The following is a 21,010-nucleotide window of genomic DNA, read 5'->3' on the forward strand; positions in this document are numbered from 1 at the left end:
TTTTTGCTCGTGACACCGCTTCGCGGTGTCACGCATGTGTCAGGCGCTCTGCGCCGCGCGCCAGTGTTCCACCATTCCGGCCGGGACGCGGCAATCCTGCACCAGGGATGATAACCTCCCAATCGACGCGCAGTGCCTGGGAGCACCGCACCCCAGTGCGGCGTGAAATCCGATTTTCGCTTGAGACAGTGAATATTATTCACTACCATAGCCACCAATGACCACGCCGCACCGAACCCCCAACTGGCTGATCAAGGTCTATGGCTCCGAGCACGGGATACCCCACTATCACCTGCACAGCCCGGACGGACGCGCGGTCGTCGCCATTGAGGATGGCACCGTCTTTGCTGGGTCAGTACCGGCGCGTACGCTTGCCGAGGCCAGGGCATGGGCCGCCGATCACACGGCCGACCTGCTGGCCGAGTGGCGAACGCTCAACCCCACGTTGTGAGGCACCCATTCATGTTGACTATCGCTGCCGTCAGGGCGATTCCCCCAGCGACCATTGAGGCCGATTTATCCGACGGCAAGACGCTGACGCTCGACGCGACCAATATCATCGGTTCCACCGGATATGAATCCCTGACTGACGCGGATCGATTCGCCGCGGTTACCTTATCTGATTGGGGGCACGGGATTGAATGGCCCGCGATCGATCAAGGCATCTCCATCGAGACCTTGATCCGTCTGGCCCGCGAGCAGGCAGGCACCGCGTTTCCCACTGCCGACTTCAATATTTGGATGCAACGCAACGGACTCACGTTCACCACTGCCGCCCAGGCCCTGGGGCTCTCCCGCCGCACCATCATCTATTACAACACGGGGCAGAAGCCCATCCCCATCTATATCGGGCTGGCCTGCGAGGGCTGGGAGGCCCGCCATCGCCGCCAGGCGGCCTAGCCGCAATACGTGACACAGTCTCCGGGGCCGAAAAGACATGACTGAGCGAACACGATGCCATCCACCGCCGACCACCCCAAACCGCCCTTCGACTTCAGCAAACTCAAGGCCAGATGGGCACGCGAGCAGGCCGGAACGCGCGCCGAGTCCAGTCGCCTTCGCGACCAGGTGCGCCGCGAGGTGCCACCGATCCTGCGTCGCTATGGCATCACCCAGGCCTATCTGTTTGGCTCAGTCGCCGAGGGTCGCGCCGGCGCACGCTCCGACGTGGACTTGCTGGTGATGGGTGTTGCCGCGGCAACCTACTGGAACCTGCGGCACGACCTGGAACAGGCCCTGGACCGGCCCTTGGACCTGTTGACCCAGGACGATGACCCGGTGTTCGTCGGCAAAATCATCGCCCGTGGAGAATTGATCGATGGCCCGTACCCCTGAGCTGCTATGCGCGGCTTTGAACTCGACTGGGAGCGCGAGCGGCTGGTCGCCTCCCGCTTTCGACGCACCGCGGCCCTGTTGCATTTGCAGGTCAACGAGTTCCTTGCCGCGATCGAAGTGCTGGAAACCTGACCGTACCTGGGAGCTGCGTCGGCTGCTGCTTTCCATAGGCCAGTCTCGTGACACCGCTCCGGCCGTGTCATGTCTGCGTCAGGGGCTCCGCGCGGGGGGCGCCAGTGATTTACATTTTTCGGGTCGCGACCCCATGATGCTGCCATGAACACCACTACGCACCGCACCACCTGACGTTGAGCACCCAGACCAAGGGCCGCCTCGCGGCCGTACGCGCCGCCGCCGTGCCGGTCCGGGAGCAGGCCGAGGGCGCGCTTGAGCCTGGTAGCGAACGAATGACCATAGTATAGGCTTGACCCTATCAGTGGCGCAATTCTTGGGAAACCAATTCACTAAGGGCCTTGGCGCCAGCGTATTAAACCGTCTTATAATAAAAAGACCATCCAAGACCTCGATAATCAAGACGCCGCCTGCAACATGAAATCGACATGCACTGCGTCAAAGGGGAATTCGATCATCCCCGTGTCGGTCCGCTCCAGCAACCCAGCATTCAGGAGCGTATGCACGTCCGCTTCTACTGCCTTCAGGTCACGCCCCACCTGCCGCGCCGCCTCCCGTAAACTGACGGGGCCGGCGCCGGTCAGCACCCGCAAGAGCGCCCGGCACTTGGGCGTCAGGGTCCGCCAGAGATCATCGACTGTGGCGAAAGTGCGAAAAGCCCCCTGCGGCTCGCCGCTTATGGCACGCGTGAAGCGCGCGTTGGTTTCCTCGCGGCTGGCGACACCAATGGTGACAGCGTTCATGTTATCCCCTCCAGCCATCGACTTGGCGCCAAAAATCGGCTAGTAGTTCCGGCAGAGTAGTGAAGGCATAGGGTATCTCGACCGGGCCAAGATGCCGATGATCGCCTTTGCCTGCCTCGTTGTCGAAGCGCACCACGCACACACCATCGACCACGAACGCCAAGCGATACTTGCTCAGGCACTTACCGCATCACCAACAGCAATATTCGCCCCAATATGGCAAAATACTGGCTTGCGTAGTAGAAGTCGGACGGCCTGGGGCCATTTTTCCCTGCGGAGCGCGCCATGCGGAACATCAAGGACGACGAGGCTACATCGGCGCCAAGCGTCCGGGGGTCGCCGCGCAGCGCCCGCGAGGCAGTCCAGGTGCTCCCTATATATCTTCATCTTGCGCACTGGGCCGCCCCGCTGTGCCCAGTCGGCCGCTCGGTCGCGGATCAGCCCGACTTGTCAGGCATGTCGGGTCTGGTGTCCGCCACGTCTTGGGTCCCCGCAAGCCGGACCGCCGCTGTACAAGGCGCGACACCACCCGCCCGACCGGGCTAGACTTGGCCCACCGTTTTACTGGGAGCGCTCGCCATGCCGACACTCAAGGACCGCGAGGCCGCCGGGACGCCGCGCCCGCCATCCCGCGGCGCCGTCGCCGCTGCCGCACGCGACGACAGCGACGCAAAAACGCTCTATGAACAGGATTTTTTTGCCTGGACGAACAGTCAGGCGGCACTATTGCGGTCGGGACGTCTGGCGCAAGCGGATATCGAGCATATCGCGGAGGAAATCGAAGGCATGGGTAAGAGCGAATTGCGGGAGCTGGAAAATCGCCTCGCCGCGCTCTTGCTGCATCTGCTGAAATGGCAATTTCAACCGCAACGCCGCGGCCGCGGTTGGGAACTCGCCATCCGCGAGCAGCGCCGGAAACTGCGGCGCCATATCGATCAAAACCCGAGCCTTAGATCCAGGCTCGATCAGGCCATGGACGATGCGTATGGTGATGCAATCTTGACGGCCGCACGGGAAACCGATCTTCCGGAAGAGACCTTTCCGCCGCTCTGCCCCTACACTGTGGAGCAAACTCTTGATGACTGCTGGTTGCCGGATGGTCAATCGGCGATCCGATAACACACTCTTTCTCACACGCGCAAGCGTGGGAAAAAGACGATAAAGGCAAACGCGTGACCGATTACAAACACACCCTCAATCTACCCACCACCGACTTCCCGATGAAGGCCAATCTGGCCCAGCGCGAACCGGAGCTTCTCAAGCACTGGGAGGCGCTGGATATCTATTCAGAAATCCGGGCGGCCCGCGCGGGCGCGCAGCGCTTCATCCTGCACGACGGCCCGCCCTATGCCAATGGCGAGATCCATATCGGTCACGCGGTCAACAAGGTCCTCAAGGACATCATCGTCAAGTCCCGCACGCTCGACGGGCTGGATGCGCCCTATGTCCCGGGCTGGGATTGCCACGGGCTGCCGATAGAACTCCAGGTGGAGAAGAAGCAGGGCAAGCCGGGCCACAAGCTCACCGCCGCGCAATTTCGCGTCGCCTGCCGCGACTACGCGGCCAAGCAGGTCGACGGCCAGCGCACCGACTTCAAGCGCCTGGGCATTTTCGGCGACTGGGAGCGGCCCTATCTGACCATGGATTTTGGCTGCGAGGCGGACATCATCCGCTCGCTCGGTAAGATCATCGCCAACGGCCATGTGGTGAAGGGCGAGAAGCCGGTGCATTGGTGTATCGACTGCGGTTCGGCCCTGGCCGAGGCGGAGGTGGAATATGCGGACAAGCAGTCCATCGCGGTGGACGTGCGCTTCCCGCTGGTGGAGCCGGCGGTGTTGGAGGCCCGCTGCCACGGCTCGCCCAATGGCTGCGGCGAGGGTCCGGCGTCGCTCGTGATCTGGACCACCACGCCTTGGACCCTGCCGGCCAACCAGGCGGTGGCACTGAATGCGGAACTGGACTATGTCATCGTCCAGGTGGAGTCCGGCACCCATCAAGAACGCCTGATCGTGGCCGAGGGCCTGCTCAAGGACACCATGGACCGCTGGGGCTTCGAGCGCTATCGGGTGATGGGCTATGGGCGTGGGGCGGACTTCGAGGGCGTGCGTCTGCGCCACCCCTTCTACGACCGCGAGGTACCGGTGATCCTGGGCGAGCATGTGACCCTGGAGGCGGGCACCGGCGCGGTGCATACCGCCCCCGGCCACGGCCTCGAGGACTATATCGTCGGCTGCCGCTACGGATTGGCGGTGGACAACCCGGTGGGCGGCAACGGGTGCTTTCTGCCCGGTACGCCGCTCTTCGCGGGCGAGAATGTATTCAAGGCCAATGAGCACGTGGTGGAGGTGCTCAAGGCCCACGGCGCACTGCTGCGCGAACAGCGCTTCAACCACAGCTATCCCCATTGCTGGCGACACAAGACGCCGGTCATCTTCCGCGCCACGCCCCAGTGGTTCATCAGCATGGACAAGCAAGGGCTGCGCGCGGCGGCGTTGGAGGCGATCGGCGAGGTCGACTGGACGCCCGATTGGGGCCAGGGCCGGATCGAGGGCATGATCGAGGGACGCCCCGATTGGTGCATCTCGCGCCAGCGCACCTGGGGCGTGCCCATCGCGCTACTGGTCCACAAGGTCACGGGCGCGCTTCACCCGCGCACCCCTGAGCTGATCGAGGAGGTCGCGCGCCGCGTGGAGGGCAAGGGCATCGAGGCCTGGTTCGAGCTGCACCCCTCGGCACTCCTGGGCGAGACCGAAGGCGCCGAGTACGAGAAGGTCCAAGACACCCTGGACGTCTGGTTCGACTCGGGCGTCACCCACGCCTGCGTGTTGGATCGTCGGGCGGACTTAGGGTCCCCGGCGGACCTGTATCTGGAGGGGTCGGACCAGCACCGCGGCTGGTTCCAGTCGTCACTGTTGACCTCCGTCGCCATGCAGGGGCGCGCACCCTACCGGGGCGTGCTGACCCATGGCTTCACGGTGGATGCCAAGGGCGAGAAGATGTCCAAGTCCAAGGGCAACGTGGTTCGGCCCCAGGACGTGATGAAGACCCTGGGGGCGGACATCATCCGACTGTGGGTGGCGGGCACCGATTACCGCACCGAGATGAACGTCTCCGACGAGATCCTGAAGCGCACTGCGGATGCCTACCGGCGCATCCGCAACACCAACCGCTTCCTGCTCGCCAATCTCGCCGGCTTCGACCCGGCCGTGAATCAGGTGGCACCCGCCGACATGATGGCCTTGGACCGCTGGATCATGGACCGGGCGCTGAGTCTGCAAGAGGAGATCGTCGCGGCCTACCGCGACTACCAGTTCCACCTGATCTACCAGAAGGTTCACAACTTCTGCGCGGTGGACCTGGGGGCCTTTTATCTGGATGTCATCAAGGACCGCCAATACACCACCCAAACCGATGGCCGGCCGCGGCGCTCCTGCCAGACCGCCATGTATCACATCGCCGAGGCGATGACCCGCTGGCTGGCACCGATCCTGTCGTTTACTGCCGAGGAGATTTGGGGCTATCTGCCGGGTACACGCGCGCCTTCCGTCTTCACCGCGACCTGGTATGAGGGACTGGTCGCCCAGGACAGCGAGGGCGCCATGGATCGGGGCTTCTGGGACCAGGTGCTGGCCACCCGGATGGCGGTCGGCCCGGCCCTGGAGGCGGCGCGCAAGGCCAACCTGATCGGCTCCGGGCTCGACGCGGAACTGGACCTTTACTGTGACGCCGGGCTCTACCAGGCGCTGACCCGCCTGGGGGATGAACTGCGCTTCGTGCTGATCGTCTCAGAGGCGCGATTGCACCCCATCGCCGAACGACCCGACACGGCGCTCGCGACCGATCTCGGCGGTCTCGCGGTGCGGGTGCGTGCCTCGCCGCAACCAAAGTGTGTGCGTTGCTGGCACCATCGCGCGGATGTGGGCACCCACGCCGAACACCCGGAACTGTGCGGGCGCTGCGTGGAGAATGTGGCCGGGGCGGGCGAGGTCAGGCAGTTTGCGTAAAGAAATTTGGCCGCAAATGAACGCCAATAAACGCGAATGAAGCCCCCAGTCCAGGTCGACATCCACGTAGCCAAGCCCCGGCTATCGCAACCTGCCGCGCAGGTTGAGACCGGGGATGAGGTCGCCGTCGCACAGGCGCACCTCGTAGGTTGGGCTGAGGAACGAAGCCCAACGAGCCGCAACACGCTGACATGTTCGGGTTCGTTCCTCACCCCCAACCTACGGCATTAGCGAATGCCGTGCGGACGCGCTGCATCCGGTCTGGCCACTGGACGCGGAGCGCCCGCACTTGCTCCCACGCAGGAGCGTGGGAGCCAGAGGCCGGCTTAACTTAACCGGTATTGCGCCTCAACCCTATTCCCGGATTATTCAATGAAACACTGGCTCTGGCTTTCCTTATTCGTCATCATTCTGGACCAGGCCACCAAGTGGCTGGTACTGGACTCCATCGCACCCGGAACGGTGGTCGAGGTGCTCCCCAATCTGAATCTGACCCTGGCCTTCAATACCGGTGCGGCCTTCAGCTTTCTGGCGCAGGCCGGGGGCTGGCAGCGTTGGCTGTTCGCCGCCTTTGCGTTGGTCGTCACCGGCGTACTGGTGGCCTGGCTGCTGCGGCTGCGTCCCCGGGAGCGCTTCATGGCGGCGGCCCTGGCATTGATCATCGGTGGGGCCATCGGCAACCTGATCGACCGGGTCTTGCTCGGTCATGTCATCGACTTCATCCAGGTCTGGCTGCCCTGGATTCCGCTGCAACTATTCAACCCCTGGCCGGCCTTCAACATTGCCGATAGCGCCATCACCGCCGGCGTGGTCGTGATGATTGTTCACACGCTGTTCACCCCCGAAGAGCGCCCGGAATCGGCCCCCGCGTCCCCCGCGGGGAACGACACTCGCCCCTGAGCCGATGAACAGCCTCTGGCAAGACCTCGGTCACGTCGTTCAAGAACACTGGTCGCGCCAGCGGGTGCGGGAGGCCGAGCGTCGACTGCGTGAGAGCACGATCCGGCTCGCCATTGAGCGGGCCGTCGACCAGGCCAATCCGCGCATCCGCGGGCTCAACGGCTACCGCAACCGCCTGCACGACGCGGTGGCCGGCTGTCTCGACTATTGCAAGGAGCTCGCCTGGCGCATCCCCGGCCCCGTGACGGTCAGTCGCGCGACCTGGTCCAGCGACCCGCTGCTGCGTGCATTGTTCAGCGACCCGAGCCGCATCCGCTGGGAGCTGGCGAGCAACGATTGCCGCGACTATATGGAACGCACCCCGCTTACGACAGGCGATTGTTATGCCATCCTGCTGGCCCAGCCGGTGTTCCGCAAACAACTCGGCATGGACCTGAGCGGGGAGACCATGCAACGGGACATCGCGCAGACCACGCTGAGTTTCGAGAACATCGACGTGGTGCGGTGCGCTGAGAGCCCGGAGGCCGTGCGGGCCAAGACCGCCCAGGCCATCATGGATGCACTGGTGGGATTTGCCGCGCAAGACATCGGCCTCCAAGAGGCGCGGATCGCCGAGTTGGAAGACAGCCTGCGGATTATGCGGATCAAAAAAAAGGTGTTGAGCCCCGCGACCCACGGCCTGGAGATCCTGCGCGACCGCGGCACCGCCCATGCCACAGAGCATCTGATCATCGAAAAGCAGATCGATGAGTTGGAAAGCGAACTGGCCGCCGCCCACCAGGGATTGTCCACCCTCAACGACTATCTGGAGCGACTCGCCGCCCTGCTTCAAGTCCCGACGGCCCTGATCGCGGCCCGCCCGGAACGGGTGCGGCTGGACCGTATGAACGTGGTACGGCCAGACCGGAAGGATGCATCCAACACCTTTGACATCGAATTCATGCGCGCCTACCGCGGCGAACGGGCCGGGCGGATGGTGCTGCTGGTGCGCTTCGCCCGGGCCGACCTGATCACGGACCAGGAGCGACAGATGCAAGCGGAACGCTATGTCAACGCCTGAGCCGATGAAGATCGCCATCCTGTCGCGCGACCCGACGCTGCATTCCACCTGCCGCCTGGTGGCGGCCGCGCAGGAGCGCGGGCACGAGGTCCAGGTGATCGACGTGCTGCGCTGTTACATGAACGTCACCACCCATGCCCCATCCATCCACTACAAGGGCGAGGAACTCATCGGCTTCGACGCGGTGATCCCGCGTATCGGGGCCTCGATCACACTCTACGGCACGGCGGTGCTGCGCCAGTTCGAGATGATGGGGGTGTGTACACTCAACGAGTCGGTGGCCATCGTGCGCGCCCGCGACAAGCTGCGCTCGCTGCAACTGCTCGCACGCAAGGGCATCGGGCTGCCGATCACCGGCTATGCCCATGCCCCGGACGACATCGAGGACCTGATCAAGATGGTCGGCGGCCCGCCGCTGGTCATCAAGCTCATGGAGGGCGCCCAGGGGATCGGGGTGGTGTTGGCGGAGACCGAGGCCGCCGCCAAGGGCCTGATCGAGGCCTTCATGGGGGTACGCGCCAACATCCTGGTCCAGGAATATATCCAGGAGGCCCAGGGGGCGGACATCCGCTGCTTCGTGATCGGCGACCGGGTGGTCGCCGCCATCAAGCGTCAGGCCAAACCCGGTGAGTTTCGTTCCAATCTGCATCGCGGCGGCACCGCCAGCCTGATTCGCATCACCCCGCAGGAGCGCGCCCTCGCCACCCACGCCGCCCGCATCATGGGGCTCCACGTGGCCGGCGTGGATATCCTGCGCTCCGCGCGCGGACCGCTGGTGCTGGAGGTCAACTCCACCCCGGGGCTGGAAGGGATCGAAGGCGCCACCGGCAAGGACATCGCCGCCCTGATGGTCGAGTACCTGGAGAGGCACGCCGCGCTCGCCAAGCACCGACCGCACCGCCAGGCTTAATTTCAGGCTAAGAAAGGGCAGTTTGTCCGCAAATGAACGCGAATTAACGCAAATAATAATGGGTCTTGACCAGGCCGTCAGTTCACCTCGCGGATGATGACGCCGGAATTGATGCCAACAGTCTAATCTTATTTGCTTTTTTTGCGTTCATTTGCGGACAGAAACCCTTTTCCAGATGCATTGATGGCGGTGCCGGTAGCGGGCTGGGCTCCGGAGAATGGTCTATAGTGGGCAATGCCCTGCACTTCGGGGGGCCGGAGCGACCACGGCGAGGACCACCGGATGATCACCCAACCGACCGCACTGACCGGCATGACCGCACGTCCATGGGTCGTCGCCGGCATCGTCTTCCTGATCGCCGCGCTCCTGGCGGGTGTGGCGATCCACCAAACCGAGGAGGCCGGCCGTCAGGCCGAGCGTATACGGGTTAGCGACCTGGCCGCAGTGCATACCCATGCGCTCCAGTCCCATATCGGGCAGGCCCTGTCCGCCACCTATGCCCTGGCCGCCCTGGTCCAACAGGGCCGGGGGCAGGTCGAGGATTTCGCGCGCACCGCGCGCCAGTTGCTCGCCGCCTTCCCCGGTGCCGCCACCCTGGGCCTGGCCCCGCATGGGGTGGTCCGCTCGATCTACCCGCTGGAGGGCAACGCGGCGGTGCTCGGCTTCGATATCTTGCACGATCCGTTGCGCGGCCCCGAGGCCGCCCGCGCCCGGGCGAGCCGCCGCCTGACCCTCGTCGGCCCTTTCCCACTGATCCAGGGTGGGTTGGGGGCGATCGGTCAACTGCCGGTGTTCCTCGACGACGGCCGCGCGCCGCCGGTCTTCTGGGGCTTTGTCACCAGCATCTTGCGCTTCCCCGAGACCCTGGCAAGCGCCCGGCTGCCCGAATTGGCATCGCTCGGTCTAGGCTATGAACTCTGGCGCCGACATCCGGTGAGCGGGGAGCGGCAGGTCATCGCCACCACCGCCCCCCAAGGCCTGAAGGCACCGATCGAGCACACGCTCGAGGTCCCCAACGGGACCTGGACCCTGAGTGTCGCCCCGCTCGCCGGGTGGGGGCCCAGCCCCTATCTGGGCAGCAAGATCGGCCTGGGTCTCACCTTCAGCCTGCTGCTGGCCTATCTCGCGAAACTGTGGTTGGAGACCCAGACACAGCAGGCACTGAACGCCAGCGAGGCGCGCTACCGCCAGGAGATCGAGCGGCTGGCCTTTTATGACCCACTGACCGGACTGGCCAACCGCCGGCTCCTGCTCGACCGCCTGGCGCAGGCCCAGGTCGCCGCCGCCCGCAGCCACCAGAGCGGGGCGCTCCTGTTCATGGACTTGGACGAATTCAAGGCGCTCAACGACACCCTGGGTCACGACGCAGGCGATACGGTGCTAAAGGAGGCGGCGCGGCGCATGACCGACTGTGTGCGTGGCAGCGACAGCGTCGCCCGCCTCGGCGGGGATGAGTTCGTCATCCTGCTGGAGGGGTTGAGCGACCGCCCGGAGCTGGCGGCGGCGCAGGCGCGCGGGGTCGGGGGCAAGGTTCTGCGCGCGCTCACCCTCCCCTATCGCGTCGGCGGGCAGGACTGCCACTGCACCGCCAGCATCGGTATCACCCTCTTCACCCACCAGGATCGGGACCCGGAGGCCTTGCTTAAGCGGGCCGATCTCGCCATGTACCAGGCCAAGGCCGCAGGGCGCAACGGCTTGGAGTTCTTCGACTCGGCGCTCCAAGACGCGCTGGCGCAGCGCGCCACGCTCGCGAGCGAACTGCGCGAAGGGTTGCAGACCAAGCAATTTGTGCTCCACTACCAACCCCAAGTCGATACCGCGGGGCACTTGATCGGGGCCGCGGCCCTGGTCCATTGGCAGCACCCGCGGCGCGGCCTGCTGGGACCCGCCGAGTTCATCCCCCAGGCCGAGGAGAGCGGTCTGATCCTGCCCCTGGGGCAGTGGGTACTGCGAACTGCCGCCGCCCAACTCGCCGCCTGGGGGCAACACCCAGCGACCGCCCATCTCAGCCTGACGCTAGGGATCGGGGTGCGTCAGTCCCGGCAGCCGGACTTCCTGGCCCAGGTGCTGGCCGCGTTGAGCGAGAGCGGTGCCGATCCGCACCGGCTCAGGCTGGATCTCACCGAGCAATTGTTGGTGGAGCCCGGACCCGAGATCGTCGCCAAGGTCGCCGCACTCAAGGCGCAGGGGGTGGGTCTGGCCGTGGGCGACCTGGGCACCGGTGGGTCGGCACTGGCCCGTCTGCGGCAACTACCGCTGGACCAGGTGAAGATCCACCGCTCGTTCGTCAGCGACCTGCCCGACGACCCGAATGCGGCAGCCATCACCGGCGCCATCCTCACCCTGGCGCGCGGCTTTGATTTGGCGGTGGTGGCCGAGGGGGTCGAGACCGAGGCCCAGCGGAGCTTCCTCGCCGCGCATGGCTGCGCGGTCTTCCAGGGCAACCTGTTCGGCCCGCCGGGACCGGCCGCCGCCCTCACGGCCAGCGTCGGCAAGGCTATTTACTAAGCAACGAAAGAATTATCGTCCGCGAATGAACGCAAAAAACGCAAATAGGATTAGATTCTTGGCCTCAACCCAGGCATCGCCCGCGAGGCGACTTGGCGGCCTTGATCATCGTTCCGGCCACTCCGCGAACATTCGTCGCGGCCTGGGGGCCGCTCCTACCCGCGTAGGAGCGGCCCCCAGGCCGCGACGGGTTGCCGCAAGGGCCGGTCTGGCCGGAGCGATGACCAAGGCCGACTTGGCGCTCCGACCCCAGCGATTGATTATTTGCGTTCATTTGCGGACGAATTTGTTATTTTTCAGTCAATCGACATAGAGGAGCCCTCAGTGGCCATCCGTATCAAGAGTCATTGGTCGAATACCAAAAGCACACGAACGCTGCCCGAGATCGCCGGTGCGCTGGCCTTCATCGCCTGGCGCATCGCCCTGGACCGCGCCATCAACCTGCACTGCGAGCGCTTTAGCTACCGCGACGACACCCAGCGCCTGGCGGTCATCGCCGAATATCTGGCCTTCCTGATCCAACTCGCCGACCGGCTCGCCTACACCGCGCTGTCCGATGAGGACGCCGATGCGCAGCGCCGCACCCTGATCACCGCGCTGGCCCACAAGCTGGTGGAGCATCTCCAGGACAACAGCCAGGACCTGCTGGGGCCCGGCGACTATGGCAGTGGATTCATCGACCTGCTCAACCGGCGCTCGGCCGAGTACGCGGATTACCCAGTGGCGCCGAGTGGGCCGAGCTTTGCCTTCCTGCGCCACCTGGGCTACGAGGTCCAATGCCTGATGGGCACCGGGCAAGACAACCGCTGGGTGATCGACCAAGTGATGGACCTGGACGGCCCTGGCGCCTACCAGTCCTTCGCCAAGGCCTTCCGCGACCTCTTCGCGTAGATTTTTGTTGAATAACCGCGCCGCCCTACTGTACACTTACGCGCAGTCCCTCTGCGGCCGGTCCCCATGCCCCGCCAGGGACCAACGGCGGGTCACGCACAGCACCTCCGACTTGTACAGGCGCAGCGGCCCACACCGACCTCAGGCCAGACCCCGGCGTATCACCCCTTGGGTGCCTGGGTACGACGAGACAAGAGAGCCGATTTACCGAAGTCGCGGGTCAGGTCCGACCCCAGGCGACGGCGCAGATTGAGCGCCCAAACCCCCTGAATCCGCATCAGTTCCACCTCGCGGGCGTTGCAGCAACCAGTGAGTTTCCAACAGAGCGTCGTCACCGCTCGAGCAAGTTCCCCTGGGGCCGCTCGGCACGCCCGCCGGGCCTGCGATACGGCCCTGGGCACCATGAACCCTGACCCGCAGCAGTGACACATCGCCGGATTCGGCAAGACCCGCTCAACTCCCCCATGGTCCAACCACCATCCTCAACACCATCCACAAGACAATGAAGTCTCGGAGCACTCACCCATGCCGATAAAGATCAGCGGCGACACCCTGGCCCTGGATAAGGCAATCCGCCGACAGATCGAAAGCGAGGCCAAGAAACTCGCCCTGCGCTTCCCGGATGAGCAGATCGACGCCCTGGCGCGTATCAATGAGGAATTCGACCCCCTGCACGGTCACCGGGTGCGCTGCGAACTGCGCGCCAACCTGGGCCAAGGCCGCCAACTCGTCGTGCGGGACGCCCGTAAGGACGCGGCGGAGGCGATCACCGAGGTCTTCGGGTCCGCCAAACGGAGTCTGCGCCGGCTGCGCCGCCGCCTGGTCGACGGCACCACCCCGGGCATGGCGAGCGTCGGCATCATCTAGCGGTGGACGAAGAAGGGGTGGCCCTGATACGTCAGCACCACCCCATCCACTCGGATCTCATCGACCGTCAAGCCCTCGCGGGTCATGGTCCCCTGGGCGTATTTCAGTCCGTTGATCAGGACGAAGCGCCGCGCCGGGTCCGCGTCGAAGACATGCACGTTCATCAGGAACTTGGGCAGGGCCGCCTGCTGGTCCGGGGGCAGGCGCAAGGCACTCGGGTCCACCGCGGGGGCCGGCCCCACGACGGGTGGGGGCACCGGCTTGCCCGGGTCTTTTGGCTGGCCCGGACCGCCCTTGACCCGATGCTTGAAGGCGTCGATCGCCGAGATCAGGTCCTGCGGCACCGGGGTGGGACCGGGGTCCGGTCGGACGATCTGCGGCGGCGCTGACTCGACGCCCTGCCCCCTCGCCTGATCGTCCTCCTCCAATTGACGCTTGAGCTCCAACTCCAATTGGAGGTCCGCGTCATCCAGCGCCGCGCCCGCACGCGGCGGTGCTGGCGCGTCCCGCGCCGCGGTGCCGGCCGGATCGGCAACGACCCGGCGACTGACCTTGGGCGGGGGCGCCTCCACCAGCGGCATGCCGACCGGCGGCACCGCTGCACCGGCCGCGACCGGGCCGGGCAGACCCGCGGGGGCTGACCTGGGGGTAAGGTCCACCGGCAGCGCCCCCGCTCGAGCGGTCGGGGGCGGGTCGACTGGGGTCTGCCCCCCCCCGGGGGCGAGCTGGGGCGCAACCAGCGCCGCGCTGGGCGTGCCGGCCACACCGGCCGACGGGCCTGGCGGCGCCCGCAACACCGCATAGAGCGCAAGCAACACCGCGGTCGCGGCCAGGACCACCGCGACCAACGGCCAGGGGGGCCGCGGCACCGCGCGGACCTCGGCCAGCAGGGCGGCACCCTCCAGGGTCGGCACCCGCCCGAGCTCCCGCTCGGCCTGGGAGCGCTGAAGGGCCTCCAGGATGTAGCTCATGGGGTCCCTGGGCCGCTCGCCTCACCCGCGGCGGACGGGGCGCCGGCCGCAGGGGTGGGCTGGGCGGCCACCGCCGCGGCCAGGCTTGGCGTCATCAGGCGGGGGGTGTTCGGCAGGGCCGCGGCGTTTTGGATCTGTATCAGGGTGCGGGAACCGGCGATGCCATCCAAGCGTAAGCCGCGCGCGGCCTGAAAGGCACGCACCGCATCCGCCAGGGCGGCATCGAAGCGGGCCTCGCCGGTATCGGCAAGACCGTTCGGGGTGGCCGCGATCATCTGCCGCAGCCAGCGGATGGACTCATCGCTACCGCGCGGGCCGATCGCCCCAACTCCGGTGGGGGGCAACTGCCACACCAAAATGTAGTCGCCGGTCCAGCCCGCCTCGAGCCCGGCGATTGGGACCCGCTCGCTGCCGTCCGCGAGTTCCAGCGTCCCAGAGGACTCATCGAGCGTCCCCAGCACCACGTAGCGCGGGGCTCCATCGGCATCGTCCACGCGTAACAGCGCCGGTCGATCATAGTAGCGCAGATGACTGAGCTTGCCCCGCTCGTGTTCGCAGCGCAGCCCATACTCGCCCAGCCGACGACAGGGATTGCCCGCCCCCAGCGACGGATCAGCGACCCCCCAGTGGCGCAGCAGCACGCGCATGGCCGCCTCCTCCGGCAAGGCGGCGCGACTCAGGGATTGCGCCGCGACGGCGGGCGCCACGACGGCGGGCGCCGCACCCACCAGGGAGACCCGCGGCAGCGGCGAGACGCTCGGCGCCGGCGCACTGGCCACAGCGGCCGGCGCCACGGCGGCGGCGACCACGGGCGCCACCGCCGCACTGCCGCCAGGCGCGCGGTTCGCAACCACCGGCGCCGCGACCGGTGTCGGCAGACCCCGCCCGGCCGGCGCGGGTCCCAGTTGGCCCACCAAGGGACCCAGACGATCGCCGCCCAGCCGCTCATCGATCAACCACCCGGCGGTGAGCACCAAGGCGAGGCTGGCCGCGATGGCAAACGCCGGGCGCGCGGCCGGCGCTGGCGCGATCCGCGTGCCAGTCCCCCGCACCTCGCGGGCGGCGCGGGCAACCACGCCGGCAGTCACCTGATTGGCGCGGGTGACACAGGCCCCGAGCAGGGCGCGATCGCACAGGATATTGATCACCCGCGGCACCCCGCCGGAGACCTGATGAATGCGCCGCAGCGCCCCCGCCGTGAACAAGGGGCGGTCCACCCCGGCCACGGCCACCCGGTGCCGTACATAGCGCGCGGTCGCGGCGGCGCCCAATGGCCGCAGGTGAAAGCGGGCGGTGATGCGCTGGTTGAGCTGGCGCAGGCTCTCACGCTCCAGCATGCGCCGCAGCTCCGGCTGACCGATCAGGAAGATCTGGAGCAGCTTGGCCTTGGTGGTCTCCAGGTTGGTGAGCAGCCGGACCTGCTCCATGACCTTGGGGCGCAGGTTCTGGGCCTCGTCGATGATCAGCACCGGACGCCGCCCCGCGGCATGGGCGGCCAGCAGGTAGTCGTTCAGCCGATCCACGAGCCGCTTGATGGAGTGCTCGGCCGCCGGCACCGGGACGCGGAACTCGTCGCAGATCGCGCGCAGGAGTTCATCCGCGGTCAGCGCCGGATTGACGATCAGGGCCACGTCCACGCCCGCCGGCAACTGCTCCAGGAAGGCGCGGCAGACGGTGGTCTTGCCGGTCCCCACCTCGCCGGTCAGCAGCACGAAGCCGCCGTGCTCGCCAGCGCCGTACAGGAGATGGGCCAGGGCCTCCTTATGCTGCTCGCTCAGGAACAGATAGTGGGGGTCCGGGGCGATGGAGAAGCTCGGCTCCTTGAGTCCGAAATACTTACGATACACAATGACGCCCTGAAACTGATGAAGGCGGCGCGGGACGGTCAGTCGCGCCGCGTCGCGCGACGGCGCAAAGGGCTGGGCGGCCCCCGGAGACCGAATCAGGGTAGTGAACGGGCGCCCCAGCGTCAAGGCCCGCCCGACGCCCGGACCATCCGCGGAACCCTTGCCGATTCAGATGGCTGCGCCCCCTTGATGCAGGGGCGCTCCGACGCGGCCCTCTGCGTGGTCGCAGCGGCCTTGACCCATTTGCCCACCCCCATCCGACCTGCGGCAAAACGTTAGCCGGTCGGGCTAACCGACTGGTCAGTTTAGGCGGAAACGGGGTTAGCCACCGGTTATCCACAGAAGCGACCACAGGGAATGTGGACAGCAGGACACCTCGCCGCCCCCCGGCAGGCCCGGCGGATCGGCCGTACACTGTGCGCCGACTGGAAAACTCCACCGCCCGTAACCATCTATTGTGCTCACGTTTTTCGCTGATTGGACAATCTCATCATGACGACCGCTGCGGATAAGCCTGTCTGGTTCATCACCGGTTGCTCGACCGGTTTCGGGCGCGCGCTCGCGCGTCACACCTTGAGTTTGGGTTACCCGACCGTGGTCACCGCGCGCAACGCCGCCCAGGTCGCGGACATCGCGGCCGACTACCCGGACCTGGCCCTGGTCTTGGCGCTGGACGTGACGGTCCACGCGCAGGTCCAGGCCGCTGTCGACGCCGCGCAGGGACGCTTCGGGCGCATCGACGTCCTGGTCAACAATGCCGGTGTCGGTTATTTCGGCTCACTGGAGGAGAGCGACCTGGAGGCGGTGCGCGCCATGTTCGAGATCAATGTCTGGGGGCTGACGCAGATGACCCGGGCCGTGCTGCCGGGGATGCGGCAGCGCCGCAGCGGCACCGTGGTCAATCTCTCATCCGTGGGTGGCCTGGTGGCCTTCCCGACGCTCAGTTTCTATAACGCCAGCAAGTTCGCGGTGGAGGCCCTGTCCGAATCGCTGGCGCAAGAGGTTGCACCGCTCGGCCTCAAGGTGCTGCTGGTGGAGCCCGGCCCCTTCCGCACCGACTGGGCGGGACGCTCCGCCGCCGAGGCGCCGCGAACCATCCCAGACTATGACGCGACCGCCGGGGCCCGCACCCAGATGATCCGCGGTTACAGCGGGACTCAGCCGGGCGATCCCGAACGGGCGGCCGCGGCGATCGTGCAGGCCGTCGAGGCGGACCATCCGCCGCTGCGGCTGCTGCTGGGCGAGATGGCGCTACAGACCGCGACGGCCAAACTAGCGGCGATGCAGCAAGAGATCGCCGGCTGGGCGGCGGTGAGTCGCGGCGCCGACTATCCGGCGAGCGAGTGCTAGCAACACTGCACCGACCCAATAACCTTCAACCTAAGTCCGGAAGTTGCTCACGCCAAGGCGCCAAGACGCCAAGAAAAATCAAGGGCCTGTGGACAGCTTCCGAATCACCCGACGGGTGAGTCGCCAAGCGGCGATAACGCATTGAAAACCCTTGGCGAGCTTGGCGCCTTGGCGTGAGAACCGCTCTTTCTAGGTTCAGCGGTATGCGCGCATCTGCCCGACCAGCACGCCCTGGATCGCCACATCCTCGGGCGCGAAGCTGGCCGGCAACAGGGCTTGGTTAGCCGGCAGCAGGGTCACCCGCCCGGGCTCCTGTTTGATGCGCTTGAGCGTAGTCTCCTCCCCATGGATCAGGGCCACGACGATCTCGCCGTTGCGGGCGCTGTCGCGGTGCTCGATGACCACAAAGTCGCCATCCAGGATGCCGGCCTCGCACATGGAATCGCCGGTCACTTGCAGGACATAGCAGGGTCTGGCGGTGCGCAGGTGCGGCGGCACCGTCATGGTCTCGGCCTGAGGAAAGGCGTCGATCGGCCGGCCGGCGGCGATCTTGCCGAGAAACGGCAGGGTGTCCGGGGCGGGCGCCGGCGGGATCAGGCGGATGCCGCCATGCTGCCGGTCGAGCGGCTCCACCAAACCGGCGGCGATCAGGGCCTGCACGTGCTTGTGCAGCGACCCGCGCGAGCGCAGGCCAAGCAGCCGGCACAGCCCAGTCAGCGTGGGGGGCGGGGCGGACTCAGTGGCGCGCTCGCGCAACAAATCGAGCACAGCCTGTTGGCGCGGGGTCAGTCGGGTCACGATTCGTTCTCTTGTTGTTCTCATTATCTCTGCTAATCTCCACGGAGAACGAACCGAGAACGATCCACCCCCCTGCGCTGAGGTACACCAAATGAATCCGAGCGTTGCCTACATCCTGCCGAAGCATCACCATGTGACCTGGAATCCCGCCTTGGAGCCCCTGAGCCTCGGCCACGAGGCGGGCGTGGAGATCCCGCTGCTCGGGTATGTGACAGCGGGGCAGCCGGTGGAGATCCCGGAGGATCGCGCCACGGTCACGGTGCCACGCCACATGGTACGCAAAAACAGCTACGCCTTGCGGGTGCGCGGACACTCGATGATCGACGACGCCATCCAGGACGGGGACATCATCGTCGTGGAGAGCCGCCAGAGCGCGGAAAACGGGGAGTCGGTCGTCGCCATGATCAACGGGGAGCGCGTCACCCTCAAACGCTTCTATGTGGAGGCGGACGGCATCCGGCTGCAACCGGCCAATCCGTCGATGATGCCCATCTATCTGCGCCATGCGGAACTGGAGATTCTCGGGATCGTCTCCGGGGTCATCCGCTGCGGGGGGTGATTCATTAGACCACGAAGGGCATTGCATTGGGCCGCAACGTGCCGTGGCAAGGGCCGGCGACCCGCGTTATGATCAGGGTCTGGTCCGGCCTTGAACATCATTCCGGCCACCACACAGGTGGCATGGGTCGCGGCCTGGGGGCCGCTCCTACCCGTAGGAGCGACCCCCAGGCCGCGACGAGTAAGCACAAGGGCCGCCGGCCGCCATGGTGAAGGTCATTGATACCCTATAACAACCCACCCCGGACACCAACGATGAAGATGAAAACCCTTGCGCTGCTCACTGTTCTGACCGGCAGCTATGCCGCCGGCGTCAGCGCCAAAGGATCAATCATCGAGGGGGCGATAGCCGGGTTTGAGTGCGGGGATAATTGTTACTTGACCGTCACGGTGGCCAACGGCCAAGAGCGCACTGGCCTATGCACCGCCCCACTCTGTCAGAAATGGAATGAAAACACCAGCATGCCGGCGAAGTTCAAGGGCAAGAAGGCAAGGATCACCGTTAACAAAGGCAAGCAATATGATGACGCCGGAAATGTCGCCGGGGAGATGGATGCCTTTAGTCAGATTGAAATTCGGTAGCCAACGAGCGCGGCCGGGGCGGTTAGCGAATCGCCCCTGACCGGCCGCCCCCAGGTGCGCCGGAACCACTCCAAACCCAGTGTCCGGAGCAGCCAGATGAAGACATCCAACCTCCTGCTTGTCATCGCGTTCCTTGGCGTTTCGCTGGTCTCTTGGGCGCCGGTTTCAGACGCCGACACCTTCAAAGGCGCATGGTTCGAGGCGTGGATACCACCGGGCTTCAAGGTGATACCCTCGACCACGACCCAATCCCCAGAGGTCGGTGTCGATAGCGCATTCTTCCGCTCGCCGGATCGGCAGGTGGAATTCTATGTCTTCTCGCCCCAGTGGAATGGTGAGCCCCCCGGAATCGCCTTGAATCCCGCCACTGAAACACTCAGCGCTTCGGAAACCAAGACCAGCGGCAATCGGCGCATCACTTATTACACCATTCAGGCCAAGAATAAGGCCTATACTCGATCCTACCAGGATACGTCTTCGCCCACTGAAAACACCCGACTGGTGTTCGGCATCAAATATGCCAACCAAGCCGCCTACAACCGTTACCAGGATGCCTATCTCCGGTTCAAGAAATCCTTGCGCCAATTCGCCGACTGAGAAAATTCACTTAAGTTCCAAGGCACCCAACCGCAGATTGGGACTCGCCCGCGATTCACTGGAGTATTGGTATTGAACGATTTGGCACCGGTGGCCGGCATCCATAGCGTGCGCAGCGCACTCAAGTTCGGGACCGAGGGGGTCGGCGAGCTATGGCTGGAGTCCGGCCGCCGCGACCGGCGCATCAATGAGTTGGCGCAGATCGCCCGCGCCGCAGGGATCCCGGTCCGCCAGACGGATCGGGCGACGCTGGACCAGGCAGCGGAGGGGACCAACCATCAGGGGGCGCTCGCCTGGGTGCGCAGTCCGGCGGCCCGGCCGGTGCGCGATTTGGACGGACTCCTGGATTTGGTCAGCGGCCCCCCCCTGTTGTTGCTGCTCGATGAGGTCCAGGACCCCCATAACCTGGGCGCCTGTCTGCGCACGGCCGACGCGGCCGGGGTCCATGCAGTCATCGCCCCCAAAGACAACGCAGTCGGCCTGACGCCGGTGGTCTGCAAGGTGGCGAGCGGGGCGGCGCAGACAGTGCCCTATATCCAGGTGACCAACCTGGCCCGCACCATGGATCAGATCAAGGAAAGGGGCATCTGGCTGATCGGCACCGCCGGCGAAGCGGAGGGCGAACTCTATGGCACTGATCTGAAGGGTCCGATCGGACTGGTGATGGGGAGCGAGGGGACCGGGCTGAGACGCCTGACCCGGGAGCGTTGCGACCTCCTGGTCCGGCTCCCGATGGCCGGGACGGTGGAGAGCCTCAATATCTCGGTGGCCGCCGGGGTCTGTCTCTTTGAGGCGGTACGCCAGCGCACCAAGAGTGACTAGTACCGCAGGATGAAAATCCTAATACCGTTTCTGAAGAGCGCGTTGTAAGATGCAAACTTCGTGATCTACTCTGGTTTTTTCGATGCCCTTGCTTCGTCCTGCGCCTGTCCTCGTAACCGATCGCGAGCGTCAACA

At 65.7% G+C, this 21,010-nt stretch carries 22 protein-coding genes; 17 read left to right on the top strand and 5 right to left on the bottom strand.

Annotated elements, in window-relative coordinates; translation table 11 throughout:
* The first annotated feature begins 217 nt into the window (after nucleotides 1-217).
* From QZX93_RS14045 to QZX93_RS14060, 4 genes are read left to right on the top strand one after another with little or no spacing between them, the layout of a single operon-like run.
* Entirely contained in the window at nucleotides 218-451 is a 234-nt protein-coding gene (locus QZX93_RS14045; protein ID WP_295388301.1) for a DUF4160 domain-containing protein, read from the top strand.
* 11 nt (nucleotides 452-462) lie between these two features.
* Nucleotides 463-900, top strand: a complete 438-nt coding sequence (locus QZX93_RS14050) for a DUF2442 domain-containing protein (protein ID WP_295388304.1) — start codon at nucleotides 463-465, stop codon at nucleotides 898-900.
* Between the two features lie 54 nt (nucleotides 901-954).
* Nucleotides 955-1,335, top strand: a complete 381-nt coding sequence (locus tag QZX93_RS14055; RefSeq protein WP_295388306.1) for a nucleotidyltransferase domain-containing protein — start codon at nucleotides 955-957, stop codon at nucleotides 1,333-1,335.
* A gap of 6 nt (nucleotides 1,336-1,341) precedes the next feature.
* Nucleotides 1,342-1,467 (top strand): hypothetical protein, encoded by a 126-nt coding sequence (locus QZX93_RS14060; protein WP_295388308.1) that lies wholly within the window; start codon nucleotides 1,342-1,344, stop codon nucleotides 1,465-1,467.
* 398 nt (nucleotides 1,468-1,865) lie between these two features.
* Here QZX93_RS14060 and QZX93_RS14065 read toward each other — a convergent pair whose 3' ends face one another.
* Both QZX93_RS14065 and QZX93_RS14070 read right to left on the bottom strand, forming a co-directional pair.
* Nucleotides 1,866-2,210, bottom strand: a complete 345-nt coding sequence (locus QZX93_RS14065) for a transcriptional regulator (protein ID WP_295388311.1) — start codon at nucleotides 2,208-2,210, stop codon at nucleotides 1,866-1,868.
* 1 nt (nucleotide 2,211) lies between these two features.
* Nucleotides 2,212-2,373, bottom strand: coding sequence for a DUF6516 family protein (locus tag QZX93_RS14070; protein ID WP_366760388.1), 162 nt, complete (start codon nucleotides 2,371-2,373; stop codon nucleotides 2,212-2,214).
* 416 nt (nucleotides 2,374-2,789) lie between these two features.
* On the opposite strand from QZX93_RS14070, the gene QZX93_RS14075 reads away from it, so the two are divergent.
* The 8 genes from QZX93_RS14075 (at nucleotide 2,790) to QZX93_RS14110 (ending at nucleotide 13,350) form a co-directional block, all read left to right on the top strand.
* Complete coding sequence (locus QZX93_RS14075) at nucleotides 2,790-3,329, top strand: DUF29 domain-containing protein (RefSeq protein ID WP_295388314.1); 540 nt, start codon at nucleotides 2,790-2,792, stop codon at nucleotides 3,327-3,329.
* Nucleotides 3,330-3,382: 53 nt separating this feature from the next.
* Nucleotides 3,383-6,214: an isoleucine--tRNA ligase gene (gene ileS / locus QZX93_RS14080; protein ID WP_295388317.1), complete on the top strand. Its 2,832-nt coding sequence runs from the start codon at nucleotides 3,383-3,385 to the stop codon at nucleotides 6,212-6,214.
* 372 nt (nucleotides 6,215-6,586) lie between these two features.
* A complete protein-coding gene (gene lspA, locus QZX93_RS14085; RefSeq protein WP_295388320.1) occupies nucleotides 6,587-7,114 on the top strand; it encodes a signal peptidase II in 528 nt (175 codons plus the stop codon).
* A 4-nt stretch (nucleotides 7,115-7,118) separates the two neighbouring features.
* Nucleotides 7,119-8,174: a hypothetical protein gene (locus tag QZX93_RS14090; protein WP_295388323.1), complete on the top strand. Its 1,056-nt coding sequence runs from the start codon at nucleotides 7,119-7,121 to the stop codon at nucleotides 8,172-8,174.
* Nucleotides 8,175-8,178: 4 nt separating this feature from the next.
* Nucleotides 8,179-9,084 carry a 30S ribosomal protein S6--L-glutamate ligase gene (gene rimK, locus QZX93_RS14095; protein ID WP_295388329.1) on the top strand — a complete coding sequence of 302 codons (906 nt, stop codon included), beginning with the start codon at nucleotides 8,179-8,181 and terminating at the stop codon, nucleotides 9,082-9,084.
* Nucleotides 9,085-9,366: 282 nt separating this feature from the next.
* Nucleotides 9,367-11,592, top strand: coding sequence for an EAL domain-containing protein (locus QZX93_RS14100; RefSeq protein ID WP_295388326.1), 2,226 nt, complete (start codon nucleotides 9,367-9,369; stop codon nucleotides 11,590-11,592).
* A 324-nt stretch (nucleotides 11,593-11,916) separates the two neighbouring features.
* Entirely contained in the window at nucleotides 11,917-12,483 is a 567-nt protein-coding gene (locus QZX93_RS14105; protein ID WP_295389976.1) for a hypothetical protein, read from the top strand.
* 525 nt (nucleotides 12,484-13,008) lie between these two features.
* Entirely contained in the window at nucleotides 13,009-13,350 is a 342-nt protein-coding gene (locus tag QZX93_RS14110) for an HPF/RaiA family ribosome-associated protein (protein WP_295389977.1), read from the top strand.
* Here the strand turns inward: QZX93_RS14110 and QZX93_RS14115 are convergent.
* Together QZX93_RS14115 and QZX93_RS14120 are read right to left on the bottom strand one after the other, a co-directional pair.
* Entirely contained in the window at nucleotides 13,347-14,321 is a 975-nt protein-coding gene (locus QZX93_RS14115) for a general secretion pathway protein GspB (protein ID WP_295389979.1), read from the bottom strand. The genes QZX93_RS14110 and QZX93_RS14115 overlap by 4 nt on opposite strands.
* The gene (locus QZX93_RS14120; RefSeq protein ID WP_295389981.1) at nucleotides 14,318-16,294 is read right to left on the bottom strand and encodes an ExeA family protein; all 1,977 of its coding nucleotides are present in this window, start codon (nucleotides 16,292-16,294) and stop codon (nucleotides 14,318-14,320) included. The genes QZX93_RS14115 and QZX93_RS14120 overlap by 4 nt, the downstream gene beginning before the upstream one ends.
* A gap of 366 nt (nucleotides 16,295-16,660) precedes the next feature.
* Between QZX93_RS14120 and QZX93_RS14125 the strand changes: the two genes are divergently transcribed.
* Nucleotides 16,661-17,518, top strand: coding sequence for an oxidoreductase (locus QZX93_RS14125; protein WP_295389983.1), 858 nt, complete (start codon nucleotides 16,661-16,663; stop codon nucleotides 17,516-17,518).
* A 195-nt stretch (nucleotides 17,519-17,713) separates the two neighbouring features.
* Here the strand turns inward: QZX93_RS14125 and lexA (QZX93_RS14130) are convergent, their stop codons facing one another.
* Complete coding sequence (gene lexA, locus QZX93_RS14130) at nucleotides 17,714-18,316, bottom strand: transcriptional repressor LexA (RefSeq protein ID WP_295389985.1); 603 nt, start codon at nucleotides 18,314-18,316, stop codon at nucleotides 17,714-17,716.
* 91 nt (nucleotides 18,317-18,407) lie between these two features.
* On the opposite strand from lexA (QZX93_RS14130), the gene lexA (QZX93_RS14135) reads away from it, so the two are divergent.
* The 4 genes from lexA (QZX93_RS14135) to rlmB all read left to right on the top strand — a co-directional run bounded on the left by lexA (QZX93_RS14135) (nucleotide 18,408) and on the right by rlmB (nucleotide 20,875).
* Nucleotides 18,408-18,875 carry a transcriptional repressor LexA gene (lexA, locus tag QZX93_RS14135; RefSeq protein ID WP_295389986.1) on the top strand — a complete coding sequence of 156 codons (468 nt, stop codon included), beginning with the start codon at nucleotides 18,408-18,410 and terminating at the stop codon, nucleotides 18,873-18,875.
* Between the two features lie 254 nt (nucleotides 18,876-19,129).
* Nucleotides 19,130-19,456, top strand: coding sequence for a hypothetical protein (locus tag QZX93_RS14140; RefSeq protein WP_295389988.1), 327 nt, complete (start codon nucleotides 19,130-19,132; stop codon nucleotides 19,454-19,456).
* A gap of 96 nt (nucleotides 19,457-19,552) precedes the next feature.
* Entirely contained in the window at nucleotides 19,553-20,053 is a 501-nt protein-coding gene (locus tag QZX93_RS14145; protein WP_295389990.1) for a hypothetical protein, read from the top strand.
* A gap of 72 nt (nucleotides 20,054-20,125) precedes the next feature.
* Nucleotides 20,126-20,875, top strand: coding sequence for a 23S rRNA (guanosine(2251)-2'-O)-methyltransferase RlmB (gene rlmB, locus QZX93_RS14150; protein WP_295389992.1), 750 nt, complete (start codon nucleotides 20,126-20,128; stop codon nucleotides 20,873-20,875).
* Nucleotides 20,876-21,010: the final 135 nt, after the last annotated feature.

It is taken from the genome of uncultured Thiodictyon sp. (assembly GCF_903946935.1).
Classification (GTDB): domain Bacteria; phylum Pseudomonadota; class Gammaproteobacteria; order Chromatiales; family Chromatiaceae; genus Thiodictyon.